Consider the following 22,848-nt stretch of genomic DNA (forward strand, 5'->3'; position numbering starts at 1 on the left):
GTGCTTACGGGTTAACCTGGTCCAGCCAGCCCCATTTATCTTCGGTCTCACCCGTGAACAGGCCAAAGAATGCCTGCTGAACGCGTTTGGTGACCGGACCACAGCGGCCTTCGCCTACCTGAATGCCGTCAACGCTACGCACCGGCGTGATTTCCGCCGCGGTGCCGGACATAAACACTTCATCCGCCAGGTACAGGGACTCACGGGAGAGCACCTGCTCGCGAACTTCAATGCCCATCTCTTTGGCCAGCTTGATGATGGCGTCACGAGTGATGCCTGGCAGCGCGGAAGAGGTAAACGGCGGGGTATAAATCACGCCATCTTTAACTTCAAACAGGTTTTCGCCTGCGCCTTCAGAGATATAACCGTGAACATCCAGAGCGATACCCTCCTGATAACCGTGACGACGCGCTTCGCTGCCGACCAACAGGGAGGAAAGATAGTTACCGCCCGCTTTTGCAGCAGTAGGAATGGTATTTGGCGCCGCGCGGTTCCATGAAGAAACCATCGCGTCAATGCCCTGATCCAGCGCTTCCGCTCCCAGATACGCGCCCCACGGGAACGCGGCGATAATGACGTCTGTCTTGTAGCCCTCAGGCGGGTTAACCCCCATACCGACATCGCCCACGAACACCAGCGGACGGATGTACGCGCTGGTGAGTTTGTTTTCGCGAATGACCTGACGGCAGGCTTCCATTAACTCATCAACAGACTGGCTAACCGGGAAGCGATAAATCTTGGCGGAATCACGCAGGCGCTGCATATGTTCACGATGGCGGAACACGACCGGACCTTTGTGCGAATCGTAGCAACGGATCCCTTCAAAGACTGATGTACCGTAGTGCAACGCATGAGACATGACGTGAACCTTCGCCTCGCCCCAGGGAACCATTTCGCCGTTGAACCAAATGTAATCAGCTTTTTTCGTCGTCATTTTTCTTCTTCCTTTTGCGCTCAGGCGCGGATTTGTTGTGATGTTGGTTGCTGGATCTCGACGCACGCGACATCGACCAGTTTGCTTAGCTGACTAAACAGTAATTCGACTGGACGCGGGCTGGCAACGGTCAGCTCAATATTTATATTTTGCGCATTAGCGCACGCCGCCATATTCATGGCGCAAATTTGAAAGCCACGGTGACGCACCACGCGCAGCACACGTTCCAGGGTTTCCGGGCGAAAGCGAGCCTGTACGGCGAGTTGATGTTGCATCATGATATTTTCTCCAGCATTTGTGAGTTGCTGGCGCCAGGAGGCACCAGAGGCCAGACGTTTTCAGCTTCATCGATTGAAACGTGCAGCAAATAAGGGCCTTCGCTGTTGAACATCGTTTCCAGCGCGGCTTCCACCTGGTCTTTACGGGTGATGCGCTGACCGGCAATGCCAAAGGCGCTGGCCAGCGTCAGAAAATCAGGGTTGTCGGACAGATTCGTCTCGCTGTAACGCTCCGAGAAGAAAAGCTGCTGCCACTGGCGCACCATTCCCAGGCGCTGGTTATCCAGCAGGACTATCTTCAGCGGCAGCTGCTTGCGTTTTACGGTACCCAGCTCCTGGATGTTCATCATGAATGAACCATCGCCGGTCACGCAGATAACGGTATCTTCCGGGCGCGCCACTTGTGCGCCTACCGCGGCCGGCAGCCCAAATCCCATGGTGCCGAGACCGCTTGAAGTAATGAAATTTTCCGGACGGCTGAAGCGCATGTGCTGCGCCGCCCACATCTGATGCTGGCCTACATCGGTAGTCACAACGCTGTTCGCTGGCTTGCGGTCCGAGAGTTGTTTTAACAACAACGGCGCAAAAATACCTTCGCCTGGATGATCGTAACGCCAGTCATGTTCACTTCGCAGCGCCGCGACGCGTTCGCGCCAGGCGTCGATCGCCATCGGGCGTTGCAGCGCAGGTAATAATGCGTTGAGATCGCCCGGCAGCCCGACATGCGCCTGACGCAGCTTGTTCAGCTCTGCCGGATCGATATCCATATGGATAACTTTGGCGTGGGGAGCAAAGGTATTGAGCTTACCAGTGACGCGATCGTCAAAGCGTGCGCCGACCGCTATCAACAAATCGCACTCCTGCACCGCCAGGTTAGCGGCTTTGGTGCCGTGCATGCCCAGCATACCCAGGTAGCCCGGATAGCTCGCTTCGACCGCACCAAGCCCCTTAAGCGTGACTGCGCAGGGAATTTGCGTTTGTGCCATGAATTCGCGCAGCGCAGGTACCGCCTGCGCCATGCCCACGCCACCGCCCACATAGAGCATCGGTTTTTCAGCCTGGCTCAGTAATGTACGCGCCTGCTCCAGCTCCGCCTGAGGCACAACAAACGTGTCCTCTACACTGGAGAGCCATGGCTCGAGTTCCCCGCTGGCCAGTTGAATATCTTTAGGAATATCGATCAGGACCGGCCCAGGGCGCCCCGAACTCGCCAGATGAAAAGCATGCGCCATGATTTCCGGCAGCTCTTCCAGTGACTCCACGAGAAAGCTGTGTTTGGTACAGGCGAGCGATAAACCGAGTACGTCGACTTCCTGAAAAGCATCCGTACCGATAAGTGGCGCCGCGACCTGGCCCGTGATAGCTACAACGGGAACCGAATCCAGCAGCGCATCCGCAAGGCCCGTGATCAGGTTGGTAGCGCCTGGCCCGGAGGTAGCGATACACACGCCGGTTTTACCCGTGGCACGTGCATAGCCGATGGCAGCCATTGCTGCGCCCTGTTCATGCCGACACAGTAGGTGTTCCACGCCGCCGTCGTATAACGCATCATAAACCGGCATTATTGCCCCGCCCGGATAGCCAAAAACCGTATCCACTCCCTGAGCTCGCAAAGCATGTACCACCCACTGTGCGCCATTCATAGTTAGTTCCCCGCCTTACAATGCGGACAACAGAATTTTATGCTACTACTCATTTTCTGTTCCTCGCTTAAGTTTTAGGTCATAAAAAAACCCCCGGACCTTTCGGTGCGGGGGTTTTCGATGATTCAGGCTTGATTTCTAAGCCTTTCTTCTTCCGAGTGCAGCCCCGCACGGTGGGTTAATAATCACCACCACGCTAATCACGACCAGGCTAATCACTAGTAGAAGGGTTGTCATTTCTGTATGTACTTACGTCATATTCGAAGGAATACCTAAAGAGTTATCACAGAGAACAAAGCTGTGACAAGAAATATTTATGACGCGGCACTGCAATACATTCAGCAAATCTATTAAAACCCAACGTAATCAACCAGTAGCGTTAACTGAAATTTTTTCAGGATTTTTAGCGATCGCGCTGTGCGGCGCAATGCCTTTCCGAAAACTTATTACGCTTTTGCGAGACGTCTCGGGCAAATTGAGAGTTTGCATTTTCTTGCAGCAAAAGATTGCTATCTGCGCCGAAAAATCGCGAATTACACCTCGATCAACGTCTTCATCCTGGCGATGCTTCAGGCCTGAGGAGGGATTATGTCGCTATCAATTATTCATACCCGAGCGGCGCTTGGCGTTAAAGCGCCGTTGGTGACAGTCGAGGTACATATCAGCGCAGGGCTGCCCGGCCTGACGATTGTTGGCCTGCCGGAAACCACGGTTAAAGAAGCCCGGGACCGGGTACGTAGCGCGCTTATCAACAGTGGTTATGATTTCCCGGCTAAAAAGATCACTATCAACCTCGCTCCGGCCGATCTGCCAAAAGAAGGGGGACGATATGATTTGCCGATTGCGATAGCGCTTCTCGCTGCTTCAGAGCAACTGAGCGCATCGCATGTTGGTGAGTATGAATTTGTAGGAGAGCTCGCGCTCACAGGCGCACTGAGAGGCGTACCCGGTGCAATTTCAGCTGCTATGGAGGCGCTTGGGTGCCAAAGGAAAATTATCGTCGCGCATGATAATGCACCCGAAGTCGGGCTCATTAACAAGGAGGGCTGTCTTGTCGCTCATCATCTACAGGAGGTGTGCGCTTTTCTGGAAGGGAAAACCACGCTGGAACCAGCCACGCCTTCCGGCTTTGAATTCAGAGAGCCTGCGGGAGACCTGAACGAAGTGATCGGGCAACCGCAAGGGAAACGCGCGCTGGAGTTGACGGCAGCAGGTGGGCATAACCTGCTGTTTATTGGGCCACCCGGCACCGGTAAAACGATGCTCGCAAGCAGACTCAATGGGTTACTACCGCCTCTGAGCGACCAGGAGGCACTGGAGAGCGCTGCAATACTTAGTCTGGTCAATCCCGTCTCCTTGCATCATCAGTGGCGTCAGCGGCCATTCAGAGCCCCTCACCATAGCGCCTCGCTGAATGCCATGGTGGGTGGAGGAGCGATACCTGCGCCTGGAGAGATTTCACTCGCGCATAACGGCGTACTTTTTCTGGATGAATTACCTGAATTTGAGCGGCGCGTGCTGGATGCATTACGCGAGCCCATCGAATCCGGGCGAATTCATCTTTCACGGACGCGGGCGAAACTGACCTATCCGGCACGCTTTCAGCTTATCGCCGCTATGAATCCCAGCCCGACAGGACACTACCAGGGTAACCATAACCGCTGCACGCCGGAGCAAACGCTACGTTATCTTGGCCGGCTTTCAGGTCCTTTTCTCGACAGGTTTGATATCTCGCTCGAAATTCCTCTTCCTCCGCCAGGTATGCTTAGTCAGGCGGGACAGCCAGGCGAAAGCAGTTCACACGTGCGGGAGCGAGTGATTCAAAGCCGCGAACGTCAGTTTGTACGGCAGGGGAAGCTCAATGCCATGCTGGATAACAAGGAGATACGCCAGTTCTGTGTACTTAGCCCGGAAGATGCGCAGTGGCTGGAAGCCGCGTTAATTAAACTGGGACTATCTGTTCGCGCCTGGCAGCGTTTACTTAAAGTGGCGCGCACTATTGCTGATAGTGAGCAGAAAGAAAAAATTGGTCGTGAACATCTGATGGAAGCGCTGAGTTACCGCGCAATAGACAGGATGCTGGCGCATTTGCAGAACATGATGGCATAGCGTGAATGAAATGCCATATACACACATTAACCCGACAGCAGGCGATACATAAGACAATGGGGCTTGCGCCCCATTTGTAATTAGTCATCCGTTTCCACGAAATCATCCACCCCTTCCATTTGCGGCTTGCCGCCAGACAGGGTATGGAAACGCTTGGGACGCTTAATTCGGGTCATATATTTGGACCACACGCGCTCTGCTTCAGTAGCAGGTTCGCGAATACCGCGACAGACTTCAACAAACTGTTTTTCTTCAGCGGTCACAGGCTCACGTTTGCCCAGATCCAGTTCATTAAAGGCATAGCCATGACGCTCAAGCAGCTGTGCTTCTTTAATGGTGAAGTCACCATGGCGAGAGAACCCGCGCGGATAATATTTGTTGTCGAAAAATCGATTAGTCGTCGTAAAGCTTTCCGCCATCCTACACGCTCCTAATTCTCTTGGCCGAGCTATTTATGGCGCGGAGTATTAGTTACGCTTGACAGAGTGTAAAACAAAACATTTAAATCATTACGACAAATTTTTTTGTGGAGTGGGATGTGGATACCGACTTGCTAAAAACCTTTCTTGAAGTCAGCCGAACGCGCCATTTTGGCAGAGCGGCTGAAGCGCTTTATCTGACACAGTCGGCGGTGAGCTTTCGTATCCGTCAGCTGGAAAACCAACTGGGTGTTAATCTTTTTACTCGTCACCGCAATAACATACGTCTGACGGCAGCAGGTGAAAGATTGTTACCGTATGCCGAAAACCTAATGAATATCTGGCAGACGGCGCGCAAAGATGTCGCACAGACATCACGCCATAACCTTTTCTCTATTGGCGCAAGCGCATCTCTTTGGGAGTGTATGCTTTCCGGATGGCTGACAAGGCTTTACCAGGACAAAGGCTCTATGCAATTTGAAGCACGTATTGCTCAGCGACAGTCTTTGGTTAAACAGCTGCATGAACGTCAGTTAGATCTGCTTATCACCACTGAAGCGCCCAAAATGGACGAGTTTTCGAGCCAGTTACTGGGACATTTTGCCCTTGGCCTTTATTGCGCGTTGCCGGAGCGCAGTAAGACCAGCCTCAATTATCTTCGACTTGAGTGGGGACCGGACTTCCAGCAGCACGAAGCAGGGTTGGTGACGCCAGAGGATATTCCTGTGCTGACAACCAGCTCGGCCGATATCGCCAGAAAAATGCTGCCGGAATTGCAGGGATGCACCTGGTTACCGGTTAACTGGGCTAAAGAAAAAAGCGAGCTGCATCCGGTACTGGATAGCGCGACGCTCTCCCGGCCGCTTTATGCTATCTGGCTGCAAAATAGTGATAAAAACAATAATATAAAAGATCTACTTAAGATCCCGGTAATTACTTAACGTGTGGTTTTTAGAATTTTGCAAAGGGAAAGATACGGTAATAGGAGGGATTTTACGGCGGATAAAAGATAAAAAAAATCCTTAGCCGAAGCTAAGGATAATTTCTGGCAGGGGCGGAGGGACTCGAACCCCCAACACCCGGTTTTGGAGACCGGTGCTCTACCAATTGAACTACGCCCCTAAATAGGGTGGCGGAACGGACGGGACTCGAACCCGCGACCCCCTGCGTGACAGGCAGGTATTCTAACCGACTGAACTACCGCTCCACCGAATTTCTTCACACCACCGGATTATTGTTCCGGCTTACTGCTTAATTTGATGCCTGGCAGTTCCCTACTCTCGCATGGGGAGGCCCCACACTACCATCGGCGCTACGGCGTTTCACTTCTGAGTTCGGCATGGGGTCAGGTGGGACCACCGCGCTACAGCCGCCAGGCAAATTCTGTCTGTTCACCGCTTTCGCCATGAACATTTATCCGTCACAAGCTGAATCTCTCTCTCAACACGCCAGACTTCTTTGGCGTTGTAAGGTTAAGCCTCACGGTTCATTAGTACCGGTTAGCTCAACGCATCGCTGCGCTTACACACCCGGCCTATCAACGTCGTCGTCTTCAACGTTCCTTCAGGAGACTTATAGTCTCAGGGAGAACTCATCTCGGGGCAAGTTTCGTGCTTAGATGCTTTCAGCACTTATCTCTTCCGCATTTAGCTACCGGGCAGTGCCATTGGCATGACAACCCGAACACCAGTGATGCGTCCACTCCGGTCCTCTCGTACTGGGAGCAGCCCCCCTCAATTCTCCAGCGCCCACGGCAGATAGGGACCGAACTGTCTCACGACGTTCTAAACCCAGCTCGCGTACCACTTTAAATGGCGAACAGCCATACCCTTGGGACCTACTTCAGCCCCAGGATGTGATGAGCCGACATCGAGGTGCCAAACACCGCCGTCGATATGAACTCTTGGGCGGTATCAGCCTGTTATCCCCGGAGTACCTTTTATCCGTTGAGCGATGGCCCTTCCATACAGAACCACCGGATCACTATGACCTGCTTTCGCACCTGCTCGAGCCGTCACTCTCGCAGTCAAGCCAGCTTATGCCATTGCACTAACCTCCTGATGTCCGACCAGGATTAGCTGACCTTCGTGCTCCTCCGTTACACTTTGGGAGGAGACCGCCCCAGTCAAACTACCCACCAGACACTGTCCCCACGCCGGATCACGGCGCCAGGTTAGAACATCAAACATTAAAGGGTGGTATTTCAAGGTTGGCTCCACGCAGACTGGCGTCCACGCTTCAAAGCCTCCCACCTATCCTACACATCAAGGCTCAATGTTCAGTGTCAAGCTGTAGTAAAGGTTCACGGGGTCTTTCCGTCTTGCCGCGGGTACACTGCATCTTCACAGCGAGTTCAATTTCACTGAGTCTCGGGTGGAGACAGCCTGGCCATCATTACGCCATTCGTGCAGGTCGGAACTTACCCGACAAGGAATTTCGCTACCTTAGGACCGTTATAGTTACGGCCGCCGTTTACCGGGGCTTCGATCAGGAGCTTCTCTTGCGATAACCCCATCAATTAACCTTCCGGCACCGGGCAGGCGTCACACCGTATACGTCCACTTTCGTGTTTGCACAGTGCTGTGTTTTTAATAAACAGTTGCAGCCAGCTGGTATCTTCGACTGACTTCAGCTCCACCCGCAGGGGCTTCACTTACATGTCAGCGTGCCTTCTCCCGAAGTTACGGCACCATTTTGCCTAGTTCCTTCACCCGAGTTCTCTCAAGCGCCTTGGTATTCTCTACCTGACCACCTGTGTCGGTTTGGGGTACGATTTAATGTTACCTGATGCTTAGAGGCTTTTCCTGGAAGCAGGGCATTTGTCACTTCAGCACCGTAGTGCCTCGTCATCACGCCTCAGCCTTAACTTTCCGGATTTGCCTGGAAAGTCAGCCTACACGCTTAAACCGGGACAACCGTCGCCCGGCCAACATAGCCTTCTCCGTCCCCCCTTCGCAGTAACACCAAGTACAGGAATATTAACCTGTTTCCCATCGACTACGCCTTTCGGCCTCGCCTTAGGGGTCGACTCACCCTGCCCCGATTAACGTTGGACAGGAACCCTTGGTCTTCCGGCGAGCGGGCTTTTCACCCGCTTTATCGTTACTTATGTCAGCATTCGCACTTCTGATACCTCCAGCATGCCTCACAGCACACCTTCGACGGCTTACAGAACGCTCCCCTACCCAACAACACATAGTGTCGCTGCCGCAGCTTCGGTGCATGGTTTAGCCCCGTTACATCTTCCGCGCAGGCCGACTCGACCAGTGAGCTATTACGCTTTCTTTAAATGATGGCTGCTTCTAAGCCAACATCCTGGCTGTCTGGGCCTTCCCACATCGTTTCCCACTTAACCATGACTTTGGGACCTTAGCTGGCGGTCTGGGTTGTTTCCCTCTTCACGACGGACGTTAGCACCCGCCGTGTGTCTCCCGTGATAACATTCTCCGGTATTCGCAGTTTGCATCGGGTTGGTAAGCCGGGATGGCCCCCTAGCCGAAACAGTGCTCTACCCCCGGAGATGAATTCACGAGGCGCTACCTAAATAGCTTTCGGGGAGAACCAGCTATCTCCCGGTTTGATTGGCCTTTCACCCCCAGCCACAGGTCATCCGCTAATTTTTCAACATTAGTCGGTTCGGTCCTCCAGTTAGTGTTACCCAACCTTCAACCTGCCCATGGCTAGATCACCGGGTTTCGGGTCTATACCCTGCAACTTAACGCCCAATTAAGACTCGGTTTCCCTTCGGCTCCCCTATACGGTTAACCTTGCTACAGAATATAAGTCGCTGACCCATTATACAAAAGGTACGCAGTCACCCTCTTACGAAGGCTCCCACTGCTTGTACGTACACGGTTTCAGGTTCTGTTTCACTCCCCTCGCCGGGGTTCTTTTCGCCTTTCCCTCACGGTACTGGTTCACTATCGGTCAGTCAGGAGTATTTAGCCTTGGAGGATGGTCCCCCCATCTTCAGACAGGATATCACGTGTCCCGCCCTACTCATCGAGCTCACAACCTGTGTGCTTTCATGTACGGGACTTTCACCCTGTATCGTGCGACTTTCCAGACGCTTCCATTAACACACAAGCTGATTCAGGCTCTGGGCTGTTCCCCGTTCGCTCGCCGCTACTGGGGGAATCTCGGTTGATTTCTTTTCCTCGGGGTACTTAGATGTTTCAGTTCCCCCGGTTCGCCTCGTTTGACTATGTATTCATCAAACGATGATGCACCAGAGTGCACCGGGTTTCCCCATTCGGACATCGTCGGTTATAACGGTTCATATCACCTTACCGACGCTTTTCGCAGATTAGCACGTCCTTCATCGCCTCTGACTGCCAGGGCATCCACCGTGTACGCTTGTTCGCTTAACCTCACAACCCGAAGAAGTCTTCGTGCTGCGAGTTTGAGAGACTCTGACACACCGCGCATTCCTTATTACGGAGAAATGCAACAGCATGTCTGTTTCAATTTTCAGCTTGTTCCGGATTGTTAAAGAGCAAATACTTCGCAGTATACTCAGTGAGTACACTCTGAAGTGATGGTGGAGCTATGCGGGATCGAACCGCAGACCTCCTGCGTGCAAAGCAGGCGCTCTCCCAGCTGAGCTATAGCCCCATCGTAGTTAAACCTCTTCAACTCCTGCGGAGTTGGTAGGCCTGAGTGGACTTGAACCACCGACCTCACCCTTATCAGGGGTGCGCTCTAACCACCTGAGCTACAAGCCTGTAGAGGTTTTGCTTCTTTACTTTCTATCAGACAATCTGTGTGAGCACGCGAGGTTGTATCTTTCAGGTAAGGAGGTGATCCAACCGCAGGTTCCCCTACGGTTACCTTGTTACGACTTCACCCCAGTCATGAATCACAAAGTGGTAAGCGCCCTCCCGAAGGTTAAGCTACCTACTTCTTTTGCAACCCACTCCCATGGTGTGACGGGCGGTGTGTACAAGGCCCGGGAACGTATTCACCGTGGCATTCTGATCCACGATTACTAGCGATTCCGACTTCATGGAGTCGAGTTGCAGACTCCAATCCGGACTACGACGCACTTTATGAGGTCCGCTTGCTCTCGCGAGTTCGCTTCTCTTTGTATGCGCCATTGTAGCACGTGTGTAGCCCTGGTCGTAAGGGCCATGATGACTTGACGTCATCCCCACCTTCCTCCGGTTTATCACCGGCAGTCTCCTTTGAGTTCCCACCATTACGTGCTGGCAACAAAGGATAAGGGTTGCGCTCGTTGCGGGACTTAACCCAACATTTCACAACACGAGCTGACGACAGCCATGCAGCACCTGTCTCAGAGTTCCCGAAGGCACTCCCGCATCTCTGCAGGATTCTCTGGATGTCAAGACCAGGTAAGGTTCTTCGCGTTGCATCGAATTAAACCACATGCTCCACCGCTTGTGCGGGCCCCCGTCAATTCATTTGAGTTTTAACCTTGCGGCCGTACTCCCCAGGCGGTCGACTTAACGCGTTAGCTCCGGAAGCCACGCCTCAAGGGCACAACCTCCAAGTCGACATCGTTTACGGCGTGGACTACCAGGGTATCTAATCCTGTTTGCTCCCCACGCTTTCGCACCTGAGCGTCAGTCTTCGTCCAGGGGGCCGCCTTCGCCACCGGTATTCCTCCAGATCTCTACGCATTTCACCGCTACACCTGGAATTCTACCCCCCTCTACGAGACTCAAGCTTGCCAGTTTCAAATGCAGTTCCCAGGTTGAGCCCGGGGATTTCACATCTGACTTAACAAACCGCCTGCGTGCGCTTTACGCCCAGTAATTCCGATTAACGCTTGCACCCTCCGTATTACCGCGGCTGCTGGCACGGAGTTAGCCGGTGCTTCTTCTGCGAGTAACGTCAATGACTGCGGTTATTAACCACAATCCCTTCCTCCTCGCTGAAAGTACTTTACAACCCGAAGGCCTTCTTCATACACGCGGCATGGCTGCATCAGGCTTGCGCCCATTGTGCAATATTCCCCACTGCTGCCTCCCGTAGGAGTCTGGACCGTGTCTCAGTTCCAGTGTGGCTGGTCATCCTCTCAGACCAGCTAGGGATCGTCGCCTAGGTGAGCCTTTACCCCACCTACTAGCTAATCCCATCTGGGCACATCTGATGGCATGAGGCCCGAAGGTCCCCCACTTTGGTCCGAAGACGTTATGCGGTATTAGCTACCGTTTCCAGTAGTTATCCCCCTCCATCAGGCAGTTTCCCAGACATTACTCACCCGTCCGCCACTCGTCAGCAGAGCAGCAAGCTGCTCTCTGTTACCGTTCGACTTGCATGTGTTAGGCCTGCCGCCAGCGTTCAATCTGAGCCATGATCAAACTCTTCAATTAAAAGTCTGATGCTCAAAGAATTAAACTGTTAGTTCGTAATGAATTAACTGTTGTTCACTTGAGACTTGATATTCATTTATCGTCCGAAGACGTTAAGATATCAGTGCCCCGAGTGCCCACACAGATTGTCTGATAAATTGTTAAAGAGCGGTGCGGCAAGGCTTTCAGCCTGCTGTCGCGAGGTGGCGTATATTACGCTTTCCTCTTTCAGAGTCAAGCGTTTATTTTCGCTTTCGTCTGCCTGACGGGCCGGCTCATTCGCCGTTGTGCCGTGTCAGTGGAGGCGCATTATAGGGAGTTCTTTGCGCCTGACAACCCCTAATTTCAAAAAAGTTTTCAACCGTCTCTTTTTTGCGCAAAACGCCTTTAAACTGGCAATTTTTCGAGTTTATTAAACCCATAACGCTGCAAAACGGACATTAACTGCGCAACTTCAGGCGTTAATGCCATGCAGTAAGCAATATTCTCATCAAAAGAACATGCATCCGGCGCTTCATGCTCCAGCAGCCAGGCGGTACGTCTCGCAATCGCCGCGCCGGAATCCACCAGTCGGGTGCCTTCCGGCAAAACCTGCAACAGTTCATCCGCCAGCAACGGAAAGTGCGTACAGCCGAGGACGACGGTATCTGGCGGCTCCGGCATGCGCAGCCACGGACGCAGCACGCGGCGCAGCGCCTCCAGCGAAACCGGTTCGCCGTGCAGCTTCGCCTCGGCAATTTCCACCAGTTCCGCAGAACCCAGCATTTCTATCTGACATTCATTGGCGAAGCGCGCAATCAGCTCATGCGTATAAGGACGCTTAACCGTTCCGCGGGTCGCCAGCAGCCCCACCACGCCGTTCGCCGTCAGACGCGCGGCTGGTTTGATAGCAGGCACCACGCCCACAACAGGAAACGCGAATTTTTCACGTAGAGCAGGGAGAGAAACCGTACTGGCGGAGTTGCAGGCGATAACGGCGAGCGCCAGGGGGTAGCGCGCCTGAACGGCGGTAACAATCTCAACGACGCGCTCAACGATAAACACTTCGCTCTTCTCGCCGTAAGGAAATGCAACGTTATCGAAGGCGTAAATGTAATGCAGATCCGGCAGGAGATGCCGGATCTCATCATAAACAGAGAGCCCACCCACACCGGAGTCAAAAACCAGTATGGTTGGGCGAGCCTCAGAAGGTGTAGCTGCCTGACAAGTTGTACTCCCGTCCTGCAGTAGCGTAGCCATAAGCCGTCTCGTAATCTTTATCGAACAGATTAGCTATTTTACCACGAACTGTAAGGTGAGAGGTGACCGGATACGAAACCGCGACATCCCACAGGCTGACGCTGCCAAGCTTCACTTTTTCTGATGGGAAAGTATTAAAGTTAGTATCTTCGCGCTCGCCGATATACTGGTAAGTGATATCCCACCCAAAGTCTGAGACTTCACCGCTGAGATTATATTTCACTTGTTGTCTGGCGCGACGCTGCAAGCGCTCATGGGTTTCATCATCACGCGGATCGATATACTGCAACGTAAGCTGATGACTTACAGGCCCGGTAGTCAGATTGCCTGTCCACTCCACCCCTTTAATCGTGGCTGATTTGACATTGTAATAAGCGTCATTGTCGTAGCTTATCAGGTTATCAATCTTGTACCGCCAGGTCGACAAACGCCAGTCCAGCGGACCGGTGATTCCTTCAATCCCTACTTCCCACTGTCTGGATTTTTCCGGCTGAAGATTCGGGTTGGACGCAATACCATACTGCGGTGACCCAAACTGCTGGGTCAGGCCTGGCGCCAGAAAACCGGTACCGTATGAAAGGGTTGCGCGGTAGCCATCAACAAACTCCCACCCTGCCGCGGTTTGCCAGGTACCATGCCAGCCAAACTGCTCGTCATGATCTTCCCGGCCTGACGCTTCAAGCGTGACGTGCTCAAGCACCTGCTGCTGGCCGGTAAGGTAAATACCCGTGGTATCGCGTTTATAACGGTCAGTATCAGCCTGCGTTGCTGAGGTGAGTTTTTCCTGCTTCCAGTCCACCCCGGCGCTGACGGAACCGTGACCGACAATCAGGTTATTGCCCCACTGAATATAACGCTGCTCCATGCGATCAAGCGTCGTGCCATCCTGGTAGCGACCATAAAGGCTGCTGTAGTTATAGCTTTTCAGCTTCTGAAAACTGGCGATGAGCTGAGAAGAGTAGATGTCGGCGTTATACCGTAATCCGGTGTCCCATGACTGATTGTCATACTGGTTTTCATCCGCGCTGTACGCCGGGGAAAACGGTGGGCTGCCCACATCGTAATCGGCGTTATTGGCATAGCCATAGCCGCGAAAGAAACCGTCTACGTTGTCAGAGAAATGATGCTGAAGGCTGCCAAAAAACGTTTTATTACGATAACCGTCGCGGTCATTATCATGACGCCATGTCGATCCCGGCTGAACGTTAAATCCATGGGTAGTCTGATACGCCCCCATCGCCGTCACGACTGTATCCCCAAAACGCTGGCGCAACGTGCCCGAATATTCCTGATAGCCCTTAGAACCGACGCCAGCATCAATCCGTGACACTTCATCATCACTCTGCGTGATGATATTAATCACGCCCCCAATCGCGCCGGAGCCATACACCGCAGAACGCGGCCCGCGAATAAACTCAATACGCTGAATCAGCGAGATCGGAATTTGATAAAGATTAGAGTCGTTAGAAAGGTTTGGGCGAGAAACCGGTACGCCGTCCATCAAGATGAGCGCATGGCGTGAATCCGTACCGCGGACATACACGGAAGCGAGTTGCCCCATTCCTCCGTTTTGCGAAATATCCACGCCCGGCAAACGACGCAACACATCCAGCACCGTTTTAGACTGCCATTTATCAATTTGCTCGCGCGTCACAACATCAATCGGCGCCAGCACCGTATTGACCGGCTGCTGAAAACGGTTTGCGGTCACCACCAGAGAATTTGAGCCGCTATCCTGCGCCCAGCCAGAAAACGCCGTGACGGAAAGCGCCGTCAGCAGCGAGATTTTTTTTATCATCATTAACGTAAGCATCCGCTTAACTTGTAGGATGCCGCAGGCGCACTTGATAGAACGCGATAAGTGCGCGAGATGCGACGTGACTCCGGCAGGTCTTCGGGCTTGGAGGTGTGTTACGGATGAGGACTTCCCACCGGCAGGCCGGCAGTGTCTGCGAACGCGTTCATCCCACCTGTCTTTACCGCTGCGCGTCAGCTCCAGATTTGCACTGGATTCCCTTTTCACTCACAGGAGACCGGAGACGGCATGCTACATGGTGCGCCGGACAGAAGTCCAGACTTCCATCTGTAATGATGCAAAAACAATCAATGCTGGACATCACGCCCGCATTCCCTACAATCCCGGCGTAAATTTTTATCACCCAGGACGCATGATGACCCCTGAACATCTCCCTATCGATCAATACGACGCACAGCTGGCCGAAAAAACAGAGCGCCTGCAAAGCATGATGGCGCCTTTCGCTGCGCCAGCGCCGGAGGTGTTCCGCTCGCCGGTAAGCCACTACCGCATGCGCGCCGAGTTCCGCCTCTGGCATGACGGCGACGACCTTTACCACATCATTTTCGATCAGGAGACCCGCAGCCGCATTCGCGTCGACAGTTTCCCGGCGGCGAGCGAGCTGATTAACGCCCTGATGCCGCGCATGATCGAGGGAATTCGCGGCAACCGTACGCTGCGCCATAAGCTGTTCCAGATTGACTACCTGACCACCCGCAGCCAGCAGGCGGTTGTCTCGCTGCTTTATCACCGCGCGCTGGGTGACGACTGGCGTGAAGAGGCGACGCGTCTTCGCGATGCGCTACGCGCCGACGGTTTTGACGTGCACTTCATCGGCCGCGCGACGAAAACCAAAATCATGCTCGATCAGGACTACATCGACGAGCGCCTGCCGGTGGCGGGCACAGAGATGATTTATCGCCAGGTGGAGAACAGCTTTACCCAGCCGAACGCGGCGATGAACATTCATATGCTGGAGTGGGCGCTGGATGCCACCCTGGGTTCAAAAGGCGATCTACTGGAGCTCTACTGCGGTAACGGCAACTTCTCGCTGGCGCTGGCGCGCAACTTTAACCGCGTCCTGGCGACGGAAATCGCCAAGCCGTCCGTCGCCGCCGCGCAGTACAACATTGCGGCCAACCACATCGACAACGTGCAGATTATCCGCATGGCGGCGGAAGAATTTACTCAGGCGATGAACGGCGTGCGTGAATTTAACCGCCTGCAGGGAGTTGATCTGAAAAGCTACCAGTGCGAGACGATCTTCGTCGATCCGCCGCGCAGCGGGCTGGATCAGGAGACGGTAAAAATGGTGCAGGCGTATCCGCGCATCCTTTATATCTCCTGCAACCCGCAGACGCTTTGTGAAAACCTCGAAACGCTGAGCCAGACGCACCGCGTCGAGCGCCTCGCGCTGTTCGATCAGTTCCCTTACACCCACCATATGGAATGCGGCGTACTGTTAACGCGTCGCTCATAAAAAAGGGCGCCGCGGCGCCCTTTTCTTCACTCTTCGTAGCGCGCTTTGCGCCGACGCAGGCGAAAACCAATCCAGAACAGAAGCACCACCGACAGCACCGACGGCAGGAAGTTAGAACCAATCGCCGGATACTCGGCGCGCACCACGGCGCTATAAAGCAATACGCCCAGAATAAAACAGGCGGCGGCGATGCCTGGCAGGCCCACCGGCATCGTGCGGTTAAGGTAGCGCTGATGCAGACAGTAAACCGTCAGCGCCAGCGAAATAATCGGGAAAATCGAGAAAGGCACGATGGAGCTAAACAGCGCCGCACAGGTGCCGTTAATCGACAGACCGGCGATCAGCGCCAGCAGCAGCGTACCCTTTTCTTGTGTCGTGGTTCTCATTGCTCGTCCTTCACTTATCGGAATTTTGCGCCATCTTTTCTTGCTCACGACGGTACCAGTAGTAAGCGCCTTTAGAAATCATGCGCAGCTGCAAGACCAGTCGCTCTTCTAATTGCCCGCGCTGTTCCGGGCTCACGTCCAGCGCTTCTGCGCCAGCGCTAAAGACAATGGTCACCATCGCCTCCGCCTGAGCCTCGGTAAACGCGCGCGGCATATGATTTTCGTGTTCCAGATAATCGGCAAGTTCCGCGATGAAATGCTGGATTTCACGCGCCACCGCGGCGCGAAACGCCGCTGACGTGCCGGAGCGCTCGCGCAGCAGCAGCCGGAACGCGTTCGGGTTGTTGCCGATAAACTCCATAAAGGTGGAAACCGACGTGCGGATCACGCTGCCGCCTTTGGCGATACGCTGGCGCGCCTGGCGCATCAACTGGCGCAGCATCAGACCACTTTCATCCACCATCGTCAGGCCCAGCTCATCCACGTCGCGAAAGTGCCGGTAAAACGAGGTCGGCGCAATGCCCGCCTCGCGCGCCACTTCGCGCAGGCTCAGGCTGGCGAAACTTCTTTCCGCGCTTAGCTGGCTAAACGCGGCTTCCACCAGCGACCGCCGGGTTCGTTCTTTCTGTTGCGCTCTGACGCCCATCACCTTGCCTGCTTCCTTCCTGTTGAAACGGCACTATACCAGTTTTAAAACTACCGGGTTTATAACGGATTGTGAATGATTGTTTACGAAATGCAGGCTACCAGAGATGGCAAAACGCACAGCGAGAATTGGGTTATTCTTTGGGTGATGTTACTATTCTGTTGCTTTTATGTATAAGAACAAGGTAAGCCTTACCATGCCACAAACCTACGATTATGATGTAATAGTGATTGGCTCTGGTCCCGGCGGCGAAGGTGCTGCAATGGGCCTGGTGAAACAGGGCGCCACGGTAGCCGTGATAGAGCGCTACCATAATGTCGGCGGCGGTTGCACCCACTGGGGCACCATCCCGTCGAAAGCGCTACGCCACGCCGTCAGCCGTATCATTGAATTTAACCAGAACCCGTTATACAGCGCCCACTCCCGTCCTCTCCGTTCCTCTTTCGCCGACATCCTTAACCACGCCGACAACGTGATCAATCAGCAGACCAACATGCGCCAGGGCTTTTATGAGCGCAACCGCTGCCAGATCCTGCAGGGCGACGCGCGTTTTATTGATGAACACACGATTGAGCTCACCTGCCAGGACGGCTCGATAGAGACCCTCACCGCCGAGAAATTTGTGATTGCCTGCGGCTCGCGTCCCTATCACCCGGACGATGTGGATTTCAACCACTCGCGCATCTACGACAGCGACTCCATTCTCAGCATGCATCATGAGCCGCGCCACGTGATTATTTACGGCGCGGGCGTCATCGGCTGTGAGTACGCGTCGATTTTCCGCGGCATGAACGTCAAGGTGGATCTCATCAACACCCGCGACCGTCTGCTGGCGTTCCTCGATCAGGAGATGTCAGATTCGCTTTCATACCACTTCTGGAACAGCGGCGTGGTGATTCGCCACAACGAAGAGTATGAGCGCATCGAAGGCGTGGACGATGGCGTGATTGTGCACCTGAAGTCAGGCAAAAAAGTGAAAGCCGACTGTCTGCTCTATGCGAACGGACGCACCGGCAACACCGATTCGCTGGCGCTGGAGAATATCGGTCTTGAGGCCGATGGCCGCGGGCTGCTGAAAGTGAACAGCATGTACCAGACCGCGCTGCCGCACATCTACGCCGTGGGCGATGTCATCGGTTATCCGAGCCTGGCTTCCGCCGCCTACGATCAGGGCCGCATCGCCGCGCAGGCGCTGGTGAAAGGCGTGGCGTCGGCGCATCTGGTGGAAGATATTCCGACCGGCATCTATACCATTCCGGAAATCAGCTCCGTCGGCAAAACCGAACAGCAGCTCACCGCCATGAAAGTGCCTTACGAAGTGGGTCGTGCGCAGTTTAAGCATCTGGCGCGCGCGCAAATCGTGGGGATGAACGTGGGCACGCTGAAGATTTTGTTCCACCGCGAAACCAAAGAGATTCTGGGCATTCACTGCTTTGGGGAGCGCGCGGCCGAGATTATTCATATCGGCCAGGCGATTATGGAGCAGAAAGGTGGCGGTAACACCATTGAGTACTTCGTTAACACCACCTTTAACTACCCGACCATGGCGGAAGCCTATCGGGTCGCCGCGCTGAACGGCTTAAACCGCCTGTTTTAACGCGCTGTCGAAACGGCCATCCATCTGTTTGCGGATGGCCTCTGCGAGCTGCTCATAGCGGCTACGCAACGGCGAGCCCGGACGATACACCAGACCGATGGTGCGTCGCGGCTCCGGTTTCACGCAGGGCAGGTAAACGACGCCGTCGCGATGGCGTTCCGGCGGTACGGCGAGCGCAGGCAAAAGCGTAATGCCGCTGCCTGCCGCCACCATATTGCGCAGCGTTTCAAGGCTGGTCGCGCGGAAATGCGTATCTTCGTCCGCGCCCGCTTCGAAGCAGAAGCCCATCGCCTGATCGCGCAGGCAGTGGCCGTCTTCCAGCATCAGCAGTTTTTCGCCGGCCAGTTCGCCCATCGGCACGCGCTCGCGTCCGGCCCACGGATGATCTTCATAGACCGCCAGCAGCATCGGCTCGTCAAACAGCGGCACTTCGATAAAGGCTTCGCTCTCTTTTACCAGCGCCAGGATCGCGCAGTCGAGCTTGCCGCTGTCGAGCTGGGCCAGCAGCTGATGCGTCTGCGCTTCGTGCAGATACATTTCGAGTTTGGGGAACGTCTGATGCAGCATCGGGATGATTTGCGGCAGCAGATAGGGGCTGATGGTCGGGATAAGGCCAATATGCAGCGGGCCGGACATGGTTTCGCCCTGCTGGCTCGCCATCTCTTTAAGCACTTTGACTTCACGTAAAACGGTACGCGCCTGGTCTACCAGCAGCAGTCCCGCCTGTGTGAACAGCACTTTGCGGCTGGTGCGTTCCAGCAGCATCACGCCGAGTTCATCTTCAAGCTTGCGGATTTGACCGCTCAGGGTTGGCTGACTCACGTGGCAGGCGTCCGCCGCACGCCGGAAATGGCGATGTTCGGCAAGGGCCACCAGGTATTCAAGATCACGAATATTCATTCTTCATCCTCCGCCGCCATGATAGTTCATGGCGATAGATAGCATAGCAACCAACGATTATCCCTATCAAGCCCGAAAGTGAATAATAGCCTCAGCCGCGGAGAACATCACTCGTTACCCTCACTGGGTGATAACCCGCAAACAGAGTCTCTCTGTTAGCCGTATAACTAAAGCCAACGTGAACTATTTAGCGGACAGTAAGTCCGCTTTTTTTTGCCCATTTTTCGGGAATGTATTTCGGGCGCCCATAAAAAAAAGCCCGACATCCGCCGGGCTTTCTCCTGCCAGTAACGCTTACGCCAGTCGCGCTTTCGCCGCGCTAATCGCCTGCGCCACCTGTACCGGCGAGACGCCGCCCTGCGCTGCTCGCTTGTCGAGACAAGACTGAAGCGACAGCACCGGGTAAACGTCGTCATTGATTACCGGGCTGAATTTTTGCAGGTCGGCGAGCGTCAAATCTTCCAGCGGTTTGCCCTGACGAATCGCCTCCACCACCGCCTCGCCCACAATGTGGTGCGCTTCGCGGAACGGGACGCCTTTGGCGACCAGATAATCCGCCAGCTCCGTGGCGTTGGCGTAGCCCTGCTGCGCGGCTTCCTGGCAGCGCGGACGTTTCACCTGAATGCCGTCCAGCACCAGCGCCGCCATATGCAGACAGTCGAGCCAGGTGTCGAGCGCGTCGAACAACCCTTCTTTATCTTCCTGCATATCTTTGTTGTACGCGAGCGGCAGGCCTTTCAGCGTCATCATCATGCCGGTGAGCGCGCCCTGCACGCGGCCGCACTTGCCGCGAATCAGCTCCAGCGCGTCCGGGTTTTTCTTCTGCGGCATTAACGAGGAGCCGGACGTCACGCGATCGGAGAGCTCGACAAAGCCCGCTTCGCCGGAGTTAAAGAAAATCAGGTCTTCCGCGAAGCGCGACAGATGCACCATGCTGATGGCGGCATCCGACAGCAATTCCAGCACATGGTCACGATCGGAAACGCTGTCCAGACTATTGCGGGTGGCGCTGGCGAAGCCGAGCCAGCCCGCCAGTTGCTCACGGTCAATCTCATACGCCGTCCCGGCGAGCGCGCCGCTGCCGAGCGGACTGACGTCGAGACGTTTCAGCGTATCCTTCAGGCGGCTTTCATCACGCGCCAGCATTTCGACATACGCCAGGCACCAGTGCGCGAACGTCACCGGCTGTGCGCGTTGCAGGTGGGTGTAACCCGGCATCACCGCGTCCTGATTTTCTTCGGCGGTGACGACCAGCGCCTGCTGGAGCTGACGCGTGGCGCTCAGCAGCGCATGCACCTGGGTTTTACACCAGAGTTTCAGGTCAGTCGCGACCTGATCGTTACGGCTGCGTCCGGTATGGAGTTTTTTGCCGAGCGGGCCGACTTTGTCGATAAGCTTGCCTTCCACCCAGCTGTGAATATCTTCCGCGTCGCTTTCCAGAATCGCGTGCGGGTTTTCCAGCACCTCTTCCAGCAGCGTATTGAGCGCGCCTTCGAGCTGGCTTTGCTCCTGCGCGGTCAGCACGCCGACGGTAACCAGCGCTTTAGACCAGGCCACGGAACCGATAATGTCCTGCTCGGCGAGTCGGTAATCAAAGCGCAGAGAGTCATTAAATTGTTTAAACCGCCCGTCTGCCGCCTGAGTAAAACGTCCGCCCCAAAGTGCCATAATCCGCTCCGTTATCTGTCTTGCTATGGCGGGTGCGCTTTGCTTACCCGCCCTGTGACTGTTCTGGTTATCTCTTAAATGGCGGGGTGACCCGCCCTACAAATAGTGTGCTGCTTTTCTGCGACGGGACCGCTTTGCTGCCCCGTGACCCGCTTACCGCGCGTAGGGCGGGTAAGCGTCAGCGCCACCCGCCATCCACGCAACAGCAGATTACTTCTTCAGCTCATTCAGCGCACGGATGCGTGAAGAGAGGGAGAACAGACGGATAAAGCCGCCCGCGTGGCTGTGATCGTACACTTCGTCTTCGCCGAAGGTCGCGAACTCTTCGTTATACAGGCTGTTGGTCGATTTCTTCTGAATCGCAGTCACCTGGCCTTTATAGAGCTCCAGCACCACTTCGCCGCTCACCTGCTCGGCCAGCGACTGCGCCGCCGCCTGCAGAGACTGGCGCAGCGGGGCGAACCAGCGACCGTCATACACGACATAAGACATCTCCAGACCGACCTGCTCACGCCATTTAAAGCTATCGCGATCCAGCACCAGTTGCTCAACGCCGCGCAGCGCCGCCATCATGATGGTGCCCCCCGGGGTTTCGTAGCAGCCGCGGGATTTAATGCCCACCAGGCGGTTTTCCACGATATCGATACGGCCCACGCCATGCTTCGCGCCGATCTTGTTCAGTACTTCCAGGCAGCCAAACGGCGTCAGGTGTTCGCCGTTGACGGCCACCACATTGCCTTTCTCAACGGTCACGGTCACCTGCTCCGCCTCATCCGGCGCGTCTTTAGGATCGACCGTCCAGACCCAGCAATCCTGGTTCGGGGCATTCCACGGGCTTTCCAGCACGCCGCCTTCGGTAGAGATATGCCAGGCGTTCTCGTCACGGCTGTAGATTTTCTCAAGCGACGCGGTGGTCGGGATATCGCGCGCTTTCAGGTAATCGAGCAGCGCTTCACGGGAACGCAGGTTCCACTCACGCCACGGGGCGATGACTTTCAGGTGCGGCGCCAGCGCCGCCCAGGCGGATTCGAAACGCACCTGGTCGTTGCCTTTACCCGTCGCGCCGTGGCACAGCGCGTCGGCGCCGACTTTCTTCGCCACGTCCACCAGCGCTTTGGCGATCAGCGGACGCGCCATTGAGGTGCCCAGCAGATAGCTGCCTTCATACAGCGCGCCGGTTTGCAGCACCGGGTAAACGTAATCTTTGATGAACTCTTCACGCGCATCGACCACATAGCACTCAGACGCGCCAGAGCGCAGCGCTTTCTGCTCAACGCCTTTCAGATCGTCACGATCCTGGCCGATATCGACCACGCAGGCGACCACGTCGCAGCCTTCATAGTTTTCTTTCAGCCACGGAATGATGGCAGAGGTATCGAGGCCGCCGGAGTAAGCGAGAACAACTTTTTTGATGCCGTGATTTTGCATTGTCTGTTTCCT

The 22,848-nt window shown here is 55.0% G+C and carries 16 protein-coding genes, 4 tRNA genes, 3 rRNA genes and 1 riboswitch; of the genes, 4 read left to right on the plus strand and 19 right to left on the minus strand.

Translation table 11 applies throughout. The annotated features are described in order from the left end of the window. Positions 1-4: 4 nt before the first annotated feature. The 4 genes from AB8W27_RS19745 to ilvL all read right to left on the minus strand — a co-directional run bounded on the left by AB8W27_RS19745 (position 5) and on the right by ilvL (position 3,092). Positions 5-934, minus strand: coding sequence for a branched-chain amino acid transaminase (locus tag AB8W27_RS19745; RefSeq protein ID WP_007766320.1), 930 nt, complete (start codon positions 932-934; stop codon positions 5-7). Positions 935-954: 20 nt separating this feature from the next. Then, entirely contained in the window at positions 955-1,212 is a 258-nt protein-coding gene (gene ilvM / locus AB8W27_RS19750) for an acetolactate synthase 2 small subunit (protein WP_012814873.1), read from the minus strand. Further along, positions 1,209-2,855, minus strand: a complete 1,647-nt coding sequence (ilvG, locus tag AB8W27_RS19755; protein ID WP_012814872.1) for an acetolactate synthase 2 catalytic subunit — start codon at positions 2,853-2,855, stop codon at positions 1,209-1,211. The genes ilvM and ilvG overlap by 4 nt, the downstream gene beginning before the upstream one ends. Positions 2,856-2,993: 138 nt before the next feature. After that, a complete protein-coding gene (gene ilvL, locus AB8W27_RS19760; RefSeq protein ID WP_071601137.1) occupies positions 2,994-3,092 on the minus strand; it encodes an ilv operon leader peptide in 99 nt (32 codons plus the stop codon). Positions 3,093-3,443: 351 nt separating this feature from the next. Here ilvL and AB8W27_RS19765 point away from each other — a divergent pair, with 351 nt between their 5' ends. Further along, positions 3,444-4,964, plus strand: a complete 1,521-nt coding sequence (locus AB8W27_RS19765) for a YifB family Mg chelatase-like AAA ATPase (RefSeq protein WP_012814870.1) — start codon at positions 3,444-3,446, stop codon at positions 4,962-4,964. Between the two features lie 80 nt (positions 4,965-5,044). Here the strand turns inward: AB8W27_RS19765 and AB8W27_RS19770 are convergent, their stop codons facing one another. After that, on the minus strand, positions 5,045-5,383 hold the full coding sequence (locus tag AB8W27_RS19770; RefSeq protein WP_012814869.1) for a DUF413 domain-containing protein: 339 nt from the start codon (positions 5,381-5,383) through the stop codon (positions 5,045-5,047). Between the two features lie 107 nt (positions 5,384-5,490). Between AB8W27_RS19770 and hdfR the strand changes: the two genes are divergently transcribed. Next, complete coding sequence (gene hdfR, locus AB8W27_RS19775) at positions 5,491-6,324, plus strand: HTH-type transcriptional regulator HdfR (protein WP_282914022.1); 834 nt, start codon at positions 5,491-5,493, stop codon at positions 6,322-6,324. A gap of 105 nt (positions 6,325-6,429) precedes the next feature. Here hdfR and AB8W27_RS19780 read toward each other — a convergent pair. The 9 genes from AB8W27_RS19780 to btuB form a co-directional block, all read right to left on the minus strand. Further along, a tRNA-Trp gene (locus AB8W27_RS19780) sits at positions 6,430-6,505 on the minus strand. Positions 6,506-6,513: 8 nt separating this feature from the next. Continuing rightward, positions 6,514-6,590: transfer RNA gene (locus AB8W27_RS19785), tRNA-Asp, on the minus strand. Positions 6,591-6,644: 54 nt separating this feature from the next. Further along, a 5S ribosomal RNA gene (rrf, locus tag AB8W27_RS19790) occupies positions 6,645-6,760 on the minus strand. 91 nt (positions 6,761-6,851) lie between these two features. Further along, positions 6,852-9,753, minus strand: a 23S ribosomal RNA gene (locus AB8W27_RS19795). 168 nt (positions 9,754-9,921) lie between these two features. Continuing rightward, positions 9,922-9,997, minus strand: a tRNA-Ala gene (locus AB8W27_RS19800). 33 nt (positions 9,998-10,030) lie between these two features. Then, positions 10,031-10,107, minus strand: a tRNA-Ile gene (locus AB8W27_RS19805). A gap of 68 nt (positions 10,108-10,175) precedes the next feature. Then, positions 10,176-11,718, minus strand: a 16S ribosomal RNA gene (locus AB8W27_RS19810). The 16S, 23S and 5S rRNA genes sit together here with 4 tRNA genes alongside, the layout of an rRNA operon. 366 nt (positions 11,719-12,084) lie before the next feature. After that, positions 12,085-12,936, minus strand: coding sequence for a glutamate racemase (murI, locus tag AB8W27_RS19815; RefSeq protein WP_041923071.1), 852 nt, complete (start codon positions 12,934-12,936; stop codon positions 12,085-12,087). Further along, positions 12,881-14,734, minus strand: coding sequence for a TonB-dependent vitamin B12 receptor BtuB (btuB, locus tag AB8W27_RS19820; RefSeq protein WP_041924096.1), 1,854 nt, complete (start codon positions 14,732-14,734; stop codon positions 12,881-12,883). Before btuB ends, murI begins: the two co-directional genes overlap by 56 nt. 69 nt (positions 14,735-14,803) lie before the next feature. Next, positions 14,804-14,989: riboswitch (cobalamin riboswitch) on the minus strand. A 118-nt stretch (positions 14,990-15,107) separates the two neighbouring features. Between btuB and trmA the strand changes: the two genes are divergently transcribed. After that, complete coding sequence (trmA, locus tag AB8W27_RS19825; protein WP_012814865.1) at positions 15,108-16,211, plus strand: tRNA (uridine(54)-C5)-methyltransferase TrmA; 1,104 nt, start codon at positions 15,108-15,110, stop codon at positions 16,209-16,211. A 26-nt stretch (positions 16,212-16,237) separates the two neighbouring features. Here the strand turns inward: trmA and AB8W27_RS19830 are convergent, their stop codons facing one another. Together AB8W27_RS19830 and fabR are read right to left on the minus strand one after the other, a co-directional pair. Beyond that, on the minus strand, positions 16,238-16,597 hold the full coding sequence (locus AB8W27_RS19830) for a YijD family membrane protein (protein ID WP_007766281.1): 360 nt from the start codon (positions 16,595-16,597) through the stop codon (positions 16,238-16,240). A 10-nt stretch (positions 16,598-16,607) separates the two neighbouring features. Next, positions 16,608-17,246: an HTH-type transcriptional repressor FabR gene (gene fabR, locus AB8W27_RS19835; RefSeq protein ID WP_007766280.1), complete on the minus strand. Its 639-nt coding sequence runs from the start codon at positions 17,244-17,246 to the stop codon at positions 16,608-16,610. A gap of 193 nt (positions 17,247-17,439) precedes the next feature. On the opposite strand from fabR, the gene sthA reads away from it, so the two are divergent. Further along, on the plus strand, positions 17,440-18,840 hold the full coding sequence (gene sthA / locus AB8W27_RS19840; RefSeq protein ID WP_007766278.1) for a Si-specific NAD(P)(+) transhydrogenase: 1,401 nt from the start codon (positions 17,440-17,442) through the stop codon (positions 18,838-18,840). On the opposite strand, the gene oxyR is transcribed toward sthA, so the two are convergent. The 3 genes from oxyR to AB8W27_RS19855 all read right to left on the minus strand — a co-directional run bounded on the left by oxyR (position 18,823) and on the right by AB8W27_RS19855 (position 22,836). Beyond that, complete coding sequence (gene oxyR, locus AB8W27_RS19845) at positions 18,823-19,740, minus strand: DNA-binding transcriptional regulator OxyR (protein ID WP_007766273.1); 918 nt, start codon at positions 19,738-19,740, stop codon at positions 18,823-18,825. The genes sthA and oxyR overlap by 18 nt on opposite strands. A gap of 294 nt (positions 19,741-20,034) precedes the next feature. Beyond that, on the minus strand, positions 20,035-21,408 hold the full coding sequence (argH, locus tag AB8W27_RS19850; protein ID WP_007766270.1) for an argininosuccinate lyase: 1,374 nt from the start codon (positions 21,406-21,408) through the stop codon (positions 20,035-20,037). Positions 21,409-21,618: 210 nt separating this feature from the next. Next, positions 21,619-22,836: an argininosuccinate synthase gene (locus AB8W27_RS19855; RefSeq protein ID WP_012814863.1), complete on the minus strand. Its 1,218-nt coding sequence runs from the start codon at positions 22,834-22,836 to the stop codon at positions 21,619-21,621. Between the last annotated feature and the right edge of the window lie 12 nt (positions 22,837-22,848).

This window comes from Cronobacter turicensis (genome assembly GCF_041222865.1).
Lineage (GTDB): Bacteria > Pseudomonadota > Gammaproteobacteria > Enterobacterales > Enterobacteriaceae > Cronobacter > Cronobacter turicensis.